Origin of the sequence: Polynucleobacter rarus, assembly GCF_003072505.1 — a bacterium.
Classification (GTDB): Bacteria; Pseudomonadota; Gammaproteobacteria; order Burkholderiales; family Burkholderiaceae; genus Polynucleobacter; species Polynucleobacter rarus.
In genome coordinates this window covers 2,150,799-2,166,312 of the sequence record NZ_NTGB01000001.1, presented here as the reverse complement: position 1 = coordinate 2,166,312, position 15,514 = coordinate 2,150,799, and the positions used below count along the sequence as shown (strand labels likewise).

General features: G+C 40.7%; 12 protein-coding genes. All 12 read left to right on the top strand.

From position 1 onward, the window contains the following. Nucleotides 1–229 precede the first annotated feature (229 nt). The 12 genes from AOC35_RS10295 to AOC35_RS10240 all read left to right on the top strand — a co-directional run bounded on the left by AOC35_RS10295 (nt 230) and on the right by AOC35_RS10240 (nt 15,464). Nucleotides 230–1,384, top strand: coding sequence for an ABC transporter permease (locus tag AOC35_RS10295; RefSeq protein WP_108647004.1), 1,155 nt, complete (start codon nt 230–232; stop codon nt 1,382–1,384). Next, the gene (locus AOC35_RS10290; protein ID WP_108647003.1) at nt 1,384–2,136 is read left to right on the top strand and encodes an ABC transporter ATP-binding protein; all 753 of its coding nucleotides are present in this window, start codon (nt 1,384–1,386) and stop codon (nt 2,134–2,136) included. Before AOC35_RS10295 ends, AOC35_RS10290 begins: the two co-directional genes overlap by 1 nt. Further along, complete coding sequence (locus AOC35_RS10285; protein ID WP_108647002.1) at nt 2,133–3,071, top strand: MlaD family protein; 939 nt, start codon at nt 2,133–2,135, stop codon at nt 3,069–3,071. The genes AOC35_RS10290 and AOC35_RS10285 overlap by 4 nt, the downstream gene beginning before the upstream one ends. Beyond that, nucleotides 3,068–3,727, top strand: coding sequence for a hypothetical protein (locus AOC35_RS10280; RefSeq protein WP_108647001.1), 660 nt, complete (start codon nt 3,068–3,070; stop codon nt 3,725–3,727). Before AOC35_RS10285 ends, AOC35_RS10280 begins: the two co-directional genes overlap by 4 nt. An 87-nt stretch (nt 3,728–3,814) precedes the next feature. Beyond that, entirely contained in the window at nt 3,815–5,356 is a 1,542-nt protein-coding gene (locus tag AOC35_RS10275; protein WP_108647000.1) for an efflux transporter outer membrane subunit, read from the top strand. Nucleotides 5,357–5,363: 7 nt separating this feature from the next. Then, entirely contained in the window at nt 5,364–6,581 is a 1,218-nt protein-coding gene (locus tag AOC35_RS10270; RefSeq protein WP_245898476.1) for an efflux RND transporter periplasmic adaptor subunit, read from the top strand. 49 nt (nt 6,582–6,630) lie between these two features. Then, nucleotides 6,631–9,708, top strand: coding sequence for an efflux RND transporter permease subunit (locus AOC35_RS10265; RefSeq protein ID WP_108646999.1), 3,078 nt, complete (start codon nt 6,631–6,633; stop codon nt 9,706–9,708). Between the two features lie 103 nt (nt 9,709–9,811). Continuing rightward, complete coding sequence (locus AOC35_RS10260; protein WP_108646998.1) at nt 9,812–11,068, top strand: MFS transporter; 1,257 nt, start codon at nt 9,812–9,814, stop codon at nt 11,066–11,068. Nucleotides 11,069–11,096: 28 nt separating this feature from the next. Next, the gene (locus tag AOC35_RS10255; RefSeq protein WP_159077550.1) at nt 11,097–12,086 is read left to right on the top strand and encodes a Bug family tripartite tricarboxylate transporter substrate binding protein; all 990 of its coding nucleotides are present in this window, start codon (nt 11,097–11,099) and stop codon (nt 12,084–12,086) included. Between the two features lie 11 nt (nt 12,087–12,097). Next, on the top strand, nt 12,098–13,489 hold the full coding sequence (locus AOC35_RS10250; RefSeq protein WP_108646996.1) for an MmgE/PrpD family protein: 1,392 nt from the start codon (nt 12,098–12,100) through the stop codon (nt 13,487–13,489). Nucleotides 13,490–13,492: 3 nt separating this feature from the next. Further along, nucleotides 13,493–14,566 carry a 2-hydroxyacid dehydrogenase gene (locus AOC35_RS10245; protein ID WP_108646995.1) on the top strand — a complete coding sequence of 358 codons (1,074 nt, stop codon included), beginning with the start codon at nt 13,493–13,495 and terminating at the stop codon, nt 14,564–14,566. A 25-nt stretch (nt 14,567–14,591) separates the two neighbouring features. Next, the gene (locus AOC35_RS10240) at nt 14,592–15,464 is read left to right on the top strand and encodes an amidohydrolase family protein (protein WP_108646994.1); all 873 of its coding nucleotides are present in this window, start codon (nt 14,592–14,594) and stop codon (nt 15,462–15,464) included. The last annotated feature ends 50 nt before the right edge of the window (nt 15,465–15,514 follow it).

Sequence of the window (15,514 nt, the reverse complement as noted above, 5' to 3'; positions counted from 1 at the left end):
GTAGCTTAAACAGATTTGAACTTTGGGAGTAATACCCAAAAATCAAATCTGTTTTGCATTACTGAGGCACTTACCTCTATTAATAAGGTTTTAATCTGCCGCGATTAAAATTTGAAATGTTAAGATGAATGCTTAGCAAGTCATTATTCGGATTATTGTTTACTAATAAATCGACTTGTTCTCTTTAAATGACATATTGATAACCTAGTCAGCAAATCTTGATAGAAGTATGCTAAAAACAAAAAATCAATCTTCTAATGCAACTTGGCATCTTTACAGTCCCGCTTTAGCGAAGTTAGAGCTACAAGGTATTCTCAATATTCATGCTCTTCAAGATTGTTGGCGAAAGATTCGTAACGCTCAAGATGAATGGTTACAACTTTCCGCAACATCTCAACATTTAGAGATTGATGCGTCTAAAGTGACCTATCTAGACGGCGCTGGCGTTGCTTTTTTGATTGATGTGCAACACGCTCAAGTAAAGGCGCAAAGAGAAATAAAAATTGTTGGTCTAGCAGAACGATTTCAGCCACTATTAAAACAATTTGAACCGATTGAAAAATTTTTCCCAAAAGACACTGCACCAAGCAATGATGGTTTTATTGTTAGTTTAGGTAAAACTACAGCAAATATTTTGGAAGATGCGAAATTATTGATCACCTTTATCGGTCGATTACTGTCTGATTTGGTTTGGGCAATTAGTAATCTAGAGAAGGTACGTTGGCAGGACTTTGTGGTCGCGGCAGTGCAGGCCGGTATTGCTGCCATACCCATCATCGCCTTAGTATCTTTTTTAATTGGGGTGATCTTGGCGTTTCAGTCCGCAGTCGGAATGCGTCAATTCGGCGCTCAATCATTTGTGGCGCCTATCGTCTCCTTGGGGATTTTTCGAGAACTAGGTCCACTCATTACTGCTATTTTGTTAGCTGGTAGGTCATCGGCTGCTTTCGCGGCTGAGATCGGCACCATGAAAGTCAACAATGAAGTGGATGCATTAACCACTGCGGGCCTCAATCCCATGCGGTTTTTAGTAATTCCTCGAGTGCTTGCTGGCATATTAGTTGCACCCATTTTGACTATTTTTGCTAATTTAATCAGTGTTTTCGCGGTATGCTTCACCATGACGGCATATAAAATACCATTTATTGCATCTTATAACGGCCTTTTAAATACTATTCATCTCAACGATATTTTTTCAGGATTATTGAAATCTATTTTGTTCGGAATTGTTATTTCAGGGGTTGGTTGTATGCGTGGCATGCAAACCGGTACTGGAGCTGCTGCAGTTGGCATTGCTACGACAAGAGCGGTGGTGAGTAGTATTGTGATGATCGTCGTGGTTGACGGTATCTTTGCCTATATTTCTACAAAGACAGGTTTTTGATGAGCGTACTAGAAGTTAAAGATCTTACTGTCGGTTATGGGTCAAACATATTGTCTAAAAATCTGAACTTTCAAGTCAAAGAAGGTGAGATTTTTGTTATTTTAGGTGGATCAGGATGCGGCAAATCGAGTTTACTCAAAAATCTCTTTGGGCTTTATCAACCTATTGCTGGTGAGATATTTATCGACGGAGTTGATATTACTAAAGCCACCGGTGAGGAATTGCAAGAGATCATGACTCACTTTGGCGTCATGTACCAACAGGGCGCCTTATTTGGTTCGATGAGTCTGATTGATAACATTAAGTTGATGATGCAAGAGTATTGCACCCTAGATGATGATGCGATTACTTTGATTGCTAGATGCAAATTGGACTTAGTTGGTTTATTGCCCTACGAGCATTTTATGCCAAATGAAATTAGTGGCGGTATGCAAAAAAGAGCAGCCATCGCAAGGGCCATGGCCTTAGATCCTAAAATCCTATTTTTAGATGAGCCATCTGCTGGTTTGGACCCCGTTACATCTGCTGAGCTGGATCAAACAATTACTGATTTATCGAAAAATTTAGGTATTACCTTTGTCATCGTGACGCATGAGCTTGCTAGTATTGAAGCCATTGCAGACCATATTATTATGCTGGACAAAGCGTCGCAGAGCATTATTGCCAGAGGAGATCCAAGGCAATTAAAACTTGAAAGTCGTGACCCTCGGGTGCGCAAATTTTTTAATCGTGAAATGGGTAATCTCAAATGAAAAATCCTAATGCAGCTTATTATCGACTGGGACTTTTTGTATTAGTTGGAATTTTTCTGGCGATTGTACTAACTGTGGTTTTTAGTTCCGGAAAGTTATTTAATAAAACCTATGTAGTTGAAACTTATGTGGAAGGATCAGTTACTGGCCTAGATGTTGGAGCATCGGTGCGTTACCGAGGGGTACGCGTTGGCAAAGTGAAATCAATTCAATTATCGAGTGCTTTATACGAAGTTAAATTAGCACAATTAAGTCGCCATGATTATGTGGTGGTGCGCATGGAGCTTGAAGAAGAGCAAATCAAAGAAAGTGATATCGAAGATTTAATTGCCAAAGATTTGCGAACTCAAATGAAGAGTCAAGGTTTGACAGGAGTTAATTACATTGAACTCAACGTCATTAAAGACATCGCAAATTATCCAGCGCTTGTTTATGAGTGGCGACCAATTAATCCAGTTATCCCGTCCTTGCCTACCCAAACAGATATGGTAATAGGTGCAGTTCAAAAAGCGATCAATGCAGTCGATAACCTTAATTTAGATGAGACGAAGCAGCAATTAGAAACATTAATTAGTAATATGAATCTATTAATTGCGGGCGACAATAAAAAAAATCCAGGCTTAATTGCCACGGTTACTGAGTTAGATAACTTGTTGGTAAGTGTCAACAAGTTATCTAGCAATCCTGAGATTGGTAATGTCATCAAACACACAGCTGACTCTGCTCTTTTGGTTCGAAATCGATTAAGTAGCGGTGACAATGATACGCAAATGACATTGAATCAACTCAAAATCATGGCAGAACAACTGAACGATCTATCCCGCCAATTAAGCAGAAATCCATCGGGTGCCATTTTAGGGCCGGTACCTGCGAAAATTCAAATACCTTCAAATGTTAATTCTGGCGTTAATTCTGCTATTGAGACATCAAAATGAATATCATCAAACTCTTATCATGTTGCACCGTTTTAGTACTCAGTGCTTGCAGTATTACTAAACCTATTGATGAAGTAAAGCAATGGCGTTTATTACCAACTCGCACTGCAGAAGTCAGTTCTACAAAAGCTAACTTCTGGATTACGCAAGGCAATATTTCAGTTGTTTCGCCATTTGATACCAAATCTTGGGTTTTTATGGTCGATGAGGCAAGATTTCAGAAAGATTTTTATAACGAATACATTTCGATGCCTGGTGAAATGATTACGACCGCAACCCGTCAATGGTTGGAAGAGTCGGGTATCTTTCAATTTGTGAACACCAACAACAATAACCTGTTTGCCAATTATGTTTTACAGGGTAACGTAGAGGAGTTGTTCATCGATATTCGTAAAGAGCCTAAAGTAGTAATTAGGATTAACTACTTATTAACTACCAATTTAGATCTTGAAAATCCTATCGTACTCAGAAAAACCTATATGGCCTCAGAACCGATTCTGAATCGAGTCGAAAGTCGAGATATTTTAATTGCACAAGAAATAGCACTAGGAAAGATTTTTTCTCAACTAGAAGGAGATTTAGCGCAAATTAGCACCAATGTAGTGAAAAATCCGGCAAAAAAACCAATCCCTAGTACTATCGATAAGAAGAAGTGAAAATACCATCTCACCATCAGATTTCACGTCAAAATGATATGATGACGTTTAATTTCATTGCAATACTAAAAATACCTAATTTCATACATGATCAAAAAAACTGTTATTTCTGTTAGGTCTACAGCCATTTTGGGTACGATATCAGTGCTACTCAGCGCATGTGCTGCTGGTCCAGATTATCAGTCTCCAGCGCTGCCTAGCTTTTCTTCCCTAGATGCCAAAGCAACTTCCCGTGAATTAACCAGTGTGCCTAACACCGCTGGTGGATCGGCACAACGGATTGAACCCACACTTTTAGTTCCTTCTCAGTGGTGGAGTGAGTTTCAATCGGATGCTTTAAATCAGTTAGTTCAAGTCGCCTTAGAAAAAAATCCAAGCTTAGCAGCTGCAGACCGAAGTCTTTTAGCGGCTCAAGAAAACGCAAATGCCCAATACGGCGCCTTGTTTCCTGCCATTTCAGCAACAGGTAATGTGTCTCGTAATTCTTACCCGCCTGCTACTTATGGACAAACTAGTGGTAACAATAATACCTATAACCTGTATGGAGCTGGGGTAAACGTCAGCTATCGCCTTGACTTAACAGGTGGCGTCCGTCGTCAAATAGAAAGTGCTTTAGCGCAAGCTGATTTTCAAAAGTACCAATTAGAAGGTGCTTATTTAAGTTTGACCTCCAATGTGGTTGCTACTGCGATTCGTGAAGCATCTCAACGAGAGCAGTATGATGCGCTTGCAAAAATTCTGGAATCACAACAAGATTTTGCTAAGTTAGTGGCTAAACAGTTTGAAATCGGTGCTGTTTCACAAATTGATGTGAGTTCACAAAATACCTTAGTGGCTAATACCCAAAGCCAATTACTTACTTTTGAAAAAAATCTAGCGATTACGCAAAATCAGTTAGCTGCCTTATTGGGTGGATATCCTGGAACTGTTATAGCGAAACGCTTGGATTTAAAAAGCCTACAATTACCAAAGCAAATTCCTGATTTAGTACCCTCTAATTTAGTCGCGCAACGTCCGGACATATTAGCGGCTGAAGCTTTAGTTAAATCAACGAACGCTCAATTTGGTGTGGCAACAGCCAATTTATTACCCCAAATCAATTTAACAGCAGGCCTAGGTACTAGTGCCTTGTTGACCGATATGTTGTTTGGCCCACAGGCGACAATTTGGACCTTAGGCGCTGGACTTACTCAGCCACTCTTCCAAGGAGGCGCTTTAGTTGCTTCTCGTCGTGCAGCAAAGGCTAATTATGACCAAGCTGCTCTCAACTATGAAGCAGTGGTTACCAATGCATTTACAGAGGTATCGAATTCCTTAAAAGCATTAGAGGTTTCTGCTAGGAATTTACAAGCAAGCGCTGCTGCAGAAAAAAATGCTGGGATCAATCTGCGTTTAGTCGAACAGCAATATCGTTTTGGTACTGCTAACTACTTAGCGGTCTTAAATTCTCAAACCCAGTACCAACAAGCAAAAATTAATCTCATTAATGCTCAGGCCGATCGTTTCGCCTATTCTGCAGCTCTCTATGCCGCTTTAGGCGGAGGTTGGTGGGATCGTGCAGGACCAGCATCCTTACGTGTTAACGGGCAAACTAATTCCCAAATTTCTCAAACGCAATTATTGAAGTGAAAAGATTATGAATATGACTACTACAACGACTGACTCTAGTTCAAAAAACTCTTCAAAGTCACCAATGCGTAAAAGAATGATCATTATGCTGGTTAGCGTTGGTGTTTTGATGGGCCTCATTATTGCCTTTAACGTCTTTAAAGGCATCATGATTAAAAAATACATTGCTGGGGCAGGTATTCCTCCACAAACAGTGAGTTCAACTAAAGCCGAGTCTTTAGTTTGGCAGCCTCAATTAACTACTGTTGGTAATGTGAGAGCGTTTCGTGGTGTTGAGTTGGGAACTGAGGTTACTGGCCTAGTTAAAGAAGTATTGGTTAAATCGGGTCAAGAAGTAAAAAAAGGCGATTTACTGATTGAGCTCTCACAAGATGCTGATCGTGCTCAATTGCAAGCACTACAAGCCCAAGCTGAATTAGCCAGGGTGATTAATGAACGTGATCGTGCACAGTTAGAAATCAATGCAATTAGCAAAAATGCTTTTGATTCTAGCCAAGCTGATTACAAAGCAAAATTAGCACAAGTTGCCCAACAAACTGCACTTGTTGAGAAGAAAAATTTACGTGCCCCATTTGCTGGCAAAGTGGGCATTGTTTCAATCAATCCTGGTCAGTATATTAATACGGGCGATAAACTTTTTACGATTCAAACAGTTGATCCTGTCTTTATTGACTTCACTTTGGCTCAAACTACTTCAGAAAGCATTAAGGTTGGACAAGTTATCAATGTGAAGGCTGAGGGGATTAATAAAAACTTCACGGGCAAAATCACAGCAATTAGCCCTAAGGTGGACCCCAATTCTAGAAATATTCAAATTGAAGCTTTAGTTAGTAATTCTGACAAAAAACTTTTCCCAGGCATGTTTACCAACGTTCAAATTGAATCTGGAGAAAAAGTTAAATACATCACTATCCCTAATACTTCTATAGCTTATAACCCTTATGGTTCGATGGTTTATGTGGTAAAGCGCTCTGAGGCAACTCCAGGCAGCGATGCTTCGAAGGATAAAGATGCTAAAGATACAGCCCCTAAGCTCATTGCCCAACAAGTATTAGTTACTACAGGACCTACACGTGGCGATCAAGTTGCCATCTTGAGTGGTCTTGCTGAAGGGGCTGAAGTGGTTACTTCAGGACAGTTGAAATTAAATACAGGAACACCGCTCATTATTAACAATAGCGTAATCCCTGCAAATAATATCAACCCAACTCCGCAGGAAAAATAATGCTTTGTTATTTTGCTAAATTGTTGAATTGTAAGAAAAGAGTCAAAGTATGAATTTCACCGACGTTTTTATTAAAAAACCAGTAATGGCTTTAGTGGTAACTTTTTTGATTATCTTGTTAGGGTATAAGTCTTTTACTAGCTTACCATTTAGTGAATATCCAAAAACGCAAAACTCAACCATCACAATCACGACAGCTTATTACGGCGCTGACCCACAAACGATTGCTGGTTTTATTACACAGCCACTAGAAGGTGCAATTGCGCAGGTTCAAGGGATTGACTTTCTATCTTCAACTAGTGTTAATGGCCTATCAACCATTATTGCAACATTGAAGTTGAACTACGATGCCAACGCCGCATTAGCCAATATTACAACTAAGATTACTTCTGTCAAGAATCAATTACCACCGCAAGCACAAGCTTCTGTCATGGACATTAAGACAGGACAATCTCTAGCGGCGATGTATATGGGATTTAATAGTGAAAATTTTGAATCAAATAGCCTAACTGATTATTTATTACGCGTTGTCAAGCCAAAGCTGGATGCAGTGGAAGGTGTACAAAATGCTGAAATCTTGGGTGGTCGTAAATTTGCGATTAGAGCTTGGTTAGACCAAGATAAGATGGCCGGCTTAAATGTGAGTGCCGGTGATGTTTATAAAGCACTAGCTAGTAATAACTATTTGTCAGCCGTTGGTACCACCAAGGGCGATATGGTTAGTATCGATTTAAAAGCGAATACCGATTTACAAAAGCTTGAGGATTTTAATTCTCTTGTTATCAAGGCTAATGGCACTGACATTGTTCGCCTCAATCAAATTGCTACTGTGACCTTAGGCTCTGAAGATTACAGTGTCAATGTGCAGTTTAGTGGTAAACAATCTATTTTTATTGGTATCAATGCCGCTCCCAATGCGAATGTGCTTGATGTTGCAAAAAATGTGCGAGAAGTGTTTCCTGGTCTAGTTAAAGATCTACCAGAGGGCGTCAAAGGTCAAATTGTGTATGACTCCACGAAGTCAATTACCGCATCGATTAAACAAGTAGAGCATACGATTATTGAAGCTCTTGTGATTGTGACGGTCGTCATTTTCCTCTTTATGGGTAGCTTTAGAGCGATTGTAATTCCGATTGTTGCGATGCCACTCTCATTAATTGGTACCTTTATTGTGATGTCGGCCCTTGGTTATTCTTTAAACCTTTTAACTTTGTTAGCCTTCGTTCTGGCGATTGGTTTAGTTGTTGATGATGCGATTATTGTGGTGGAGAACGTTGATCGCCATTTAAAAGATGGTAAATCACCCATGGAGGCAGCCCTTTTGTCTGCTCGCGAGTTAGGTGTGCCGATTTTTGCCATGACCATCGTCCTCGTCGTAGTGTTTATTCCGATTGGCTTTCAAAAAGGGATTACCGGCGCATTGTTCTCCGAGTTCGTCTTTACCTTAGCGGGTTCTGTGGTGATTTCTGGGATTGTTGCGCTGACCTTGTCGCCGATGATGTGTTCTAGATTACTCAAGCATGACCATAATCCGAGCAAGTTCTTAAGAACAATTGATGGTCTGTTCTTGAAGTTAGAAAATGGGTTCCGTGTACGCTTAAGAAGCTTACTGACTACATGGCAAGTTTTAGTCATTATGGGTGCTTTGATTCTCCTCTCTTTGGGCTATTTATTTTCGACTGCAAAAACCGAATTAGCACCAACTGAAGATCGTGGCTTAATTTATTTGAGTATGACAGGTCCACCTAACGCTACCGTGAACCAAATGCAAACCTACGCAAATCAATTGTTTGAAATCTCTTCAAAAGAAAAAGAATTTATGCAAATGTTCCAGTTAACGTTTGCCAATAGCGGTTTTGGTGGTGTTCTGTTAAAGGATTGGGATGAGCGTTCGAAAGATTCTCTAACGGTCCAAAAAGAACTTCAGCAAAAATTTGCAAGTGTTGCTGGTATTCGGGCGCAAGCCTTCCATATGCCAGCGCTTCCAGGCGCAACTGGCGCACCACTGCAAATGATTATTAAAACGACTGAGCCCTATGAGAACTTAAACGAAGTTACCCAAAAGGTAGTTGAAAAACTCTATAAAAGTGGCCTGTTCTTCTTCGTTGATAGTGATTTAAAAATTAACAAACCACAAGATATCTTAGAAGTAGACAAAGACAAAATTGCTGCTTTAGGCATGACCCAGCAAGATGTAGCGAATGAATTGTCGATTGCAATGTCTGGTGGATACGTCAATTATTTTGCCGCAGCGGGTCGTTCATACCGAGTAATTCCGCAGGTCTTACAGGTGAATCGTTTGAATACCGATCAGATTTTAAATCAAACCATCCGTACCCTGAAAGGTGATTTGATTCAGGTCAGAAGTATCGCTAAGATTGTTCATAAGGTCATTCCTACCTCAATTAATCACTTCCAACAGCTGAATTCAGCACAACTGGTCGGAGCATTTTTACCGACAGTCTCTGAAGGTGAAATAATTGATTTTGTAACGAAAACGATTTACGAGGTAGCGCCCACGGGTTATTCAGTCGATTACTCAGGTCCAACTCGTCAATCTGTGCAAGAGTCCGGTGGCTTTGTGGGGATTATGCTGTTCTCCATTGCGATCGTATTCTTAGTGCTTGCTGCGCAGTACAATAGTTTCCGCGACCCGATTGTGGTTTTAGTCTCAGTACCAATGGCCATTTTTGGCGCCTTAATTTTCATTAATTTAGGCTGGACAAGCATTAACATCTATACCAAAGTCGGTCTGGTGACCCTGGTTGGGTTAATCAGTAAACACGGAATTTTGATTGTAGACTTTGCTAATCATTTGCAAGCAGAAGGTCGTTCAAAACTTGAGGCCATTATCGAAGCGACTAGTATTCGTTTAAGACCAATTTTAATGACGACGGCTGCGATGGTATTTGGGGTGATTCCATTAGTATTAGCTTCCGGAGCAGGAGCTGCTGGTACTAGTTCGATGGGCAAAGTGATCTTTACTGGTCTATCGCTTGGTACCTTCTTTACTTTGTTTGTGGTACCTGCGATGTATTATTTTTTAGCGGCAGATCACCATACCCAATTAAAAGAAGCCTCACAGGGTGATACACCGGATGGCTCTGAAGTTGTTTCAACGCACTAATGATTAATAATATAAGTGGCTCTACTCTTTCAAACAATTGAAAGATGTCAACTGTAAAATAGCGAAGTTCAATCACAGATTGAGCTTCGCTTAAAATGCTTCTATGCAATCAAAAAAATCAACCAATAAAACATTTAGAGACTTATTAATCTATCGTATTGCCTCAACCATTAGTTATCAAATGATGATGGTGGCAGTGGGTTGGCATATCTTTGAAATTACCAATGATGTGGTTTCACTTGGCTTAGTTGGGCTTGCTGAACTTGTCCCTTATTTTTTGTTTGCACTCTATGCGGGGCATGCGGTTGACTACTACTCTCGCAAACTCATTGCTTTTTTAGCCTGCCTTTTGCATGTGATAGTTGGCGTGTTTCTGATGTTTGTTGCGATGGATTATTTACAACCAGCGAGCGCCCTCATTTATCTTGGGGTAGCTTTTTTAGGTATTGGGAGAGCTTTATTAAGACCATCTTATCAGTCTCTATTTGGTGAGTTAATTCCACGCGAAGAAACGCCTAAATACTCTGCATACGCATCATCTGCTTTTCAAGCCTGCGTGGTAAGCGGTCCAGCTATCGCCGGTATATTAATTGGGTTGATTGGGCTAGAGTGGACGTATTTTATTTCTGGTGTTGTAGCCGTTTTTGGCATGTATGCCATTGTGCTGATTGATGAGAAGAAACATGTCAGTATGGAACATAAAAATCAATTTTTTAAAAGCTTAAAGATTGGTTTAAGTTATGTAAAAAATCATCATTTACTACTCACCACGATGTCGCTGGATATGATGGCTGTCCTCTTTGGTGGCGCTGTGTCGATGCTGCCAGCCTTTGTCAAAGAGGTACTTCATGCTGGACCAGAGGCTTTAGGAATTTTACGTGCCGCGCCCGCAATTGGCTCGATGTTAACGGGTTTTTATCTGGCTCGGCATCCGATCTTAAAATATTCAGGCAAATACATGATTGCCGCAGTAGCAGGTTTTGGCTTTTCTATCATAGCCTTTAGTCTGAGTGAAACGCTCTTTCTCAGCGTAGTTTTCTTATTCTTGACTGGATTTTTTGATTCTATTTCAGTAGTGGTTCGCTCCGCGGTATTTCAGTTAACAACCCCTGATCAAATGCGGGGCAGAGTGAGTGCGATTAATGGGATTTTTGTAGGTTCTTCGAATGAGTTAGGCGCACTTGAGTCCGGTGTTGCTGCAAGTTTAATGGGTCTGATTCCTTCGATTGCCTTTGGCGGTGCTGTCACAGTTGTAGTCGCTGCCGTAACTTATTTTTTTGCTCCAACCCTGCGAAAAATGGATTTAAAAGATTTAATAGAACAACATGCCCATGATCCAAAGCCTGAAATAGTAAAATAATTAACAAATAAAATAGAGGAGATGCAATTTGAGTTCTACCCATTTCAAGCGGGTATTGGTAGTTATTGGCGCTTATTTAAGCGCCTTTACGATAACAATTGGTATGGTCCAAGCAAAGGATAACTATCCAAACCGGACAGTTCGATTTGTGATTCCACACGCACCTGCCGGTCCAGCAGATTTGGTAGCAAGAGAACTTTCTCATTATTTATCTTCTAAATGGGGCGAGTCAGTCATTAATGACAATCGTTCAGGAGCAAATGGCAGTATTGGCGCTGAAATAGTTGCTAAAGCTCCTGCAGATGGGTACACCCTACTTTTAACTTCGATGGGCGTGGTGGCGGTAAACCCAAGTTTAAATAATCTTAAATTTGATCCTCTAAAAGATTTAACACCGATCGCCCTCGTCGCTAATTCTTCGAATGTATTAGTTGTATCGCCGAGTCTTGGCGTTAATAATCTACAAGAGTTTATTCGGTTGGTTAAAGCGAATCCTGGCAAGATGAATTTTGGTTCTGCAGGGGTTGGTACTGCCAGTCATTTATCGATGGAATTATTAAATCAAACAGCTGGTTTAAAAATGTTACATGTACCCTACAAGGGAGCTTCCCCAGCTTTAACAGATTTAATGAGTAATCAGGTTCAGGCATTTATGTCAGGCACAACAGGGGCTCTGCCTTATCTCCAGTCAGGAAAACTCATTGCTCTAGCTGTTACGAGTTCTGACAATATTGCCATATTGCCGAACGTGCCGCCGATTGCTAAAACACTTCCAGGATTTGAACTCGGTAATTGGTATGGTCTTTTTGCCCCAGCTGGAACGTCTAAAGAGCTTGTTCAACAAATCAGTCAAGATGTACAAGCCATTTTGCAATCATCAGATGTAAAAAAGAATTTATTTAAATCCGGTTTTGAACCAGTACCAAATCAAACCCCTGAACAATTTGCTCAGTTCGTAAAACGTGAAGTCGATCGTTGGTCCAAAGTTGTTAAATCTAGCAATCTTCAAGCAAACTAAATATATCCACAATGACAATTACCCAAGAACTCGTAAGACAATGCCTAGAAGGCCTTCCTTCCAAAATCACTAGCCGCGAACTCGAAGCTGCAAAAAACTGCATGATTGATAGTATTGCCTGTGCCTATACAGCCTATCAAGAAAAACCAATTGAAATCCTTAAATCTCTTTACCTTGATGGTGATGCTGGCAAGGCTGATTGCACTTTAATTGGTTACGGTAAGTCTGGTAGAGCTGCTGATATTGCACTCATTAATGGCACGATGATTAGTTTGCAACTCTTTGACGACAATCAAGCAGAAATGCGTGGCCATCCGTCAGGACCTTTACTGCCAGCTGTTTTAGCAGCTGCTGAAATAGCAGATGCGAGTATTGAGGAAGCATTAAAAGCATTTGTGATTGGCTACGAAGTCGAATGTCGATTTGGTACCATCTTAAATCCAACCCATTATGAAAATGGCTGGCACGCAACCTGCACTCAGGGTAGTTTGGCCGCAGTTGCTGCCGCTGGATATTTATTGAAATTAACGCCTGAACAAATGGCCTATGCCTTTGGTATTAATGCTTCTCAAGCAAGTGGTGTAAGGCGTAACTTTGGCACCATGACGATGTCGATGCATAGTGGTATTGCCGCAAGCAATGGTCTTAAAGCCGCTCAATTAGCCAAATTAGGATTTACCGGGGACCCTGAGATATTTGATGGAAAAATGAGTTTTGGCGATGTCTTTGCTAAAGATTGGAATAATGATTTATTAAAAGAGAACTTGCCAGAGTGGGGAGCTCCTTTTTTTATTGTCAAACCTGGTCCAACTTTTAAGTTATATCCTTGTGGTCGCCCTCCACTATTTGCGGTTGACGGCGTCTTACTCTTAAAAGAAAAGTTTGGCGTCAAACTGAGCGATGTGAAAAAAATCGTGGCAGAAGTGAGTTTTCTGTATCCAAGAACGCTTATTCATACGCGTCCGGTGAACGGCTTACAAGCAAAAGCTTCCTTAGAGTACTGTATTGCGACGAGCCTGGTTGACGAGCGACCCGTCTTAAATTCTTTCACGGATGAAGCAGTAACAAGAGCTGACGTGAAAGAATTGATTGAGCGTATCGAAGTAGTGGTGCCAGCGCATTTATCAGAGGATGTTCCGGCAGTTCGTAAAGCGCCTTTTGATCAACCGGTAACTATTACGATGCACTTGCATGATGGCCGAGTCATTAGTGAAACGGTACCTATTCACAAAGGTTCACCAAAAAATCCTGCGAGTAGCCTCGAGCTGCAAAATAAATTCCAAGATTGTTTAAGCTTATATTGTGAATCTAGTCAAATTCAGACAATCCTAGAGGGCATTGATCAACCGTCTATGAAACTTCGCGATTGGATGAAGTTGTTAGAGATTAAAAATAAAGGTTAAGTCATGCTTAAAATATTAGTTGAAGAGGACCGAATTCTGCGCTTAATGCAGGTTCTCTTAGATCCTAGTTGCTCTACTGAGCGAATCGCAGCCTTTGCTGATTTTAATTCTACTGATCAATCTGACTTTCAGGGTTGGTTAGAGCAAATGAGGACTCTTTTACCGAAACTATATCCTGCGCAAATTGTCTTGTTCCAAACTGAAGAAGAAATGCGTAGTCATTTGCCGGATACGGATGTCCTGATTGTGGAGAGTTCAAACGTTGGAGTGGCTGAATTAGACTTGGCTAAGCGCCTAAAAATAGTTCAAAATTTTGGTCAATTACATTTTAATGTTGATGCTAAAGCCTGTGCTGAGCGCGGCATTGAGGTTTTGACGCTGCGCAGAAGAACGAATATTGCGATGGCTGAACATACGATGACCTTACTATTATCGATGGCAAAAAGAATGCCTCTGATTAGCGGGCTAGTCACGACCGATCGCTTAGCGCAAGCAGGTTATCCCCTTCGACCTTATGACAAGAGACATACTGCGGGTGCTAATTTTGGTCGTATTCCTCAGTTGAAAACGATTTCAGGTATGCGATTAGGTCTTCTTGGTTTGGGTGAAATTGGCTATGAAGTAGCTCCCTTAGCGAATGCTTTTGGTATGCAAGTTTCTTATCATAAAAGATCGCGTTTGCCGACCTCAATAGAAGAAAGCTTACGACTTCAGTATTTAGATGTAGAAGCGCTATTTGCAGAAAATGACTTTGTGAGTGTACACATTCCTTTTAACGAAGAAACGACTGGGCTTGTCAATAAAAAGCTTTTAGAGTTGATGCCCCATGGTTCATTTTTAATTAATACTTCTCGCGCTCAAATCGTGAATGAAAAAGATTTAATTGAAGTTTTACAAACTGGTCGTATAGCAGGAGTCGGACTCGATGTGATGCGCCAAGAGCCGGCAGCAGAAGATGACCCTTTATTACAATTTCCTCAAGTATTAGTAACACCGCACTTAGGGGGTGCTTCAAGAATGAATGGTTTAAACGATGCACAGGAGATGTTACTGCGCATCCAAACTTATCTATCTTAATTAACTCAATGGACTAATTATCATCATGACAGAATTAATTAAAACTTACTTAGACGACATCTCACCAGTTAGCTTGAAGTTACCTGCTGGAGCCTGTGATTCCCACTTTCATATCTTTGGACCAGCCAATGTTTTTCCATACGTTGAAACGCGTAATTTCACACCGGTCGATGCTACCAAAGATCAACTCTTTGACTTACATCATCGTTTAGGTATTGACCGCGGCGTGATCGTACAAACTGCATTTCATGGCTATGATAATTCCGCAACGGCTGATGCTATAGCAGCAAGACCAAATGACTATTTAGGTGTGGCCTTAGCACCCGCAGTAATTAGTACGGAAGAGCTAAAGAAACTATACAAGCAGGGTTTTCGAGGTGTTCGTTTTAATTTTATGGCGCACTTAAAAACCAAAGATTCGATGGAAGATATTTTGGCATTAACGCACCGTCTTGAACCTTTAGGGATGCACCTACAAATTCATTTTGAGCCAAGCCTCGTGCATTCATTGAGTAGTGAGTTAAAAAAATCGGCTGTGCCCGTCATGATTGATCATATGGGCCGGGTAGATGCGAGTTTGGGAGTTAATCATCCCGATTTCCAAGGGTTACTGCAACTAATGAAAGATCCGAAATTTCACATGAAAGTAAGTGGCTTAGATCGTATTTCAAAGGTTCCACCATACGAAGACGGTATCCCTTTTGCCAAAACTTTAGTGGATGAGTTTACTGATCGTTGTGTTTGGGGAACGGACTGGCCACACCCTAATCATCACCATATTCCAGACGACGCAGTACTCGTAAATTCCATTGCTCGAATTGCCGATAATGCAGAAAAAATCGAGCATATAATGGTTAAAAATCCCGAGCAGTTTTATGGCTTCGGCGCTTCTAATTAAAAATTTGTAACTAAAGCAGATTCCATTTAAATTAACTTTAAAAGAAAAAA

Coding starts and splice junctions, on each gene's coding strand:
- AOC35_RS10295 (WP_108647004.1), top strand. CDS start 230: ATGCTAAAAACAAAAAATCAATCTTCTAATGCAACTTGGCATCTTTAC.
- AOC35_RS10260 (WP_108646998.1), top strand. CDS start 9,812: ATGCAATCAAAAAAATCAACCAATAAAACATTTAGAGACTTATTAATC.
- AOC35_RS10240 (WP_108646994.1), top strand. CDS start 14,592: ATGACAGAATTAATTAAAACTTACTTAGACGACATCTCACCAGTTAGC.
- AOC35_RS10270 (WP_245898476.1), top strand. CDS start 5,364: ATGAATATGACTACTACAACGACTGACTCTAGTTCAAAAAACTCTTCA.
- AOC35_RS10245 (WP_108646995.1), top strand. CDS start 13,493: ATGCTTAAAATATTAGTTGAAGAGGACCGAATTCTGCGCTTAATGCAG.
- AOC35_RS10250 (WP_108646996.1), top strand. CDS start 12,098: ATGACAATTACCCAAGAACTCGTAAGACAATGCCTAGAAGGCCTTCCT.
- AOC35_RS10290 (WP_108647003.1), top strand. CDS start 1,384: ATGAGCGTACTAGAAGTTAAAGATCTTACTGTCGGTTATGGGTCAAAC.
- AOC35_RS10280 (WP_108647001.1), top strand. CDS start 3,068: ATGAATATCATCAAACTCTTATCATGTTGCACCGTTTTAGTACTCAGT.
- AOC35_RS10285 (WP_108647002.1), top strand. CDS start 2,133: ATGAAAAATCCTAATGCAGCTTATTATCGACTGGGACTTTTTGTATTA.
- AOC35_RS10265 (WP_108646999.1), top strand. CDS start 6,631: ATGAATTTCACCGACGTTTTTATTAAAAAACCAGTAATGGCTTTAGTG.
- AOC35_RS10275 (WP_108647000.1), top strand. CDS start 3,815: ATGATCAAAAAAACTGTTATTTCTGTTAGGTCTACAGCCATTTTGGGT.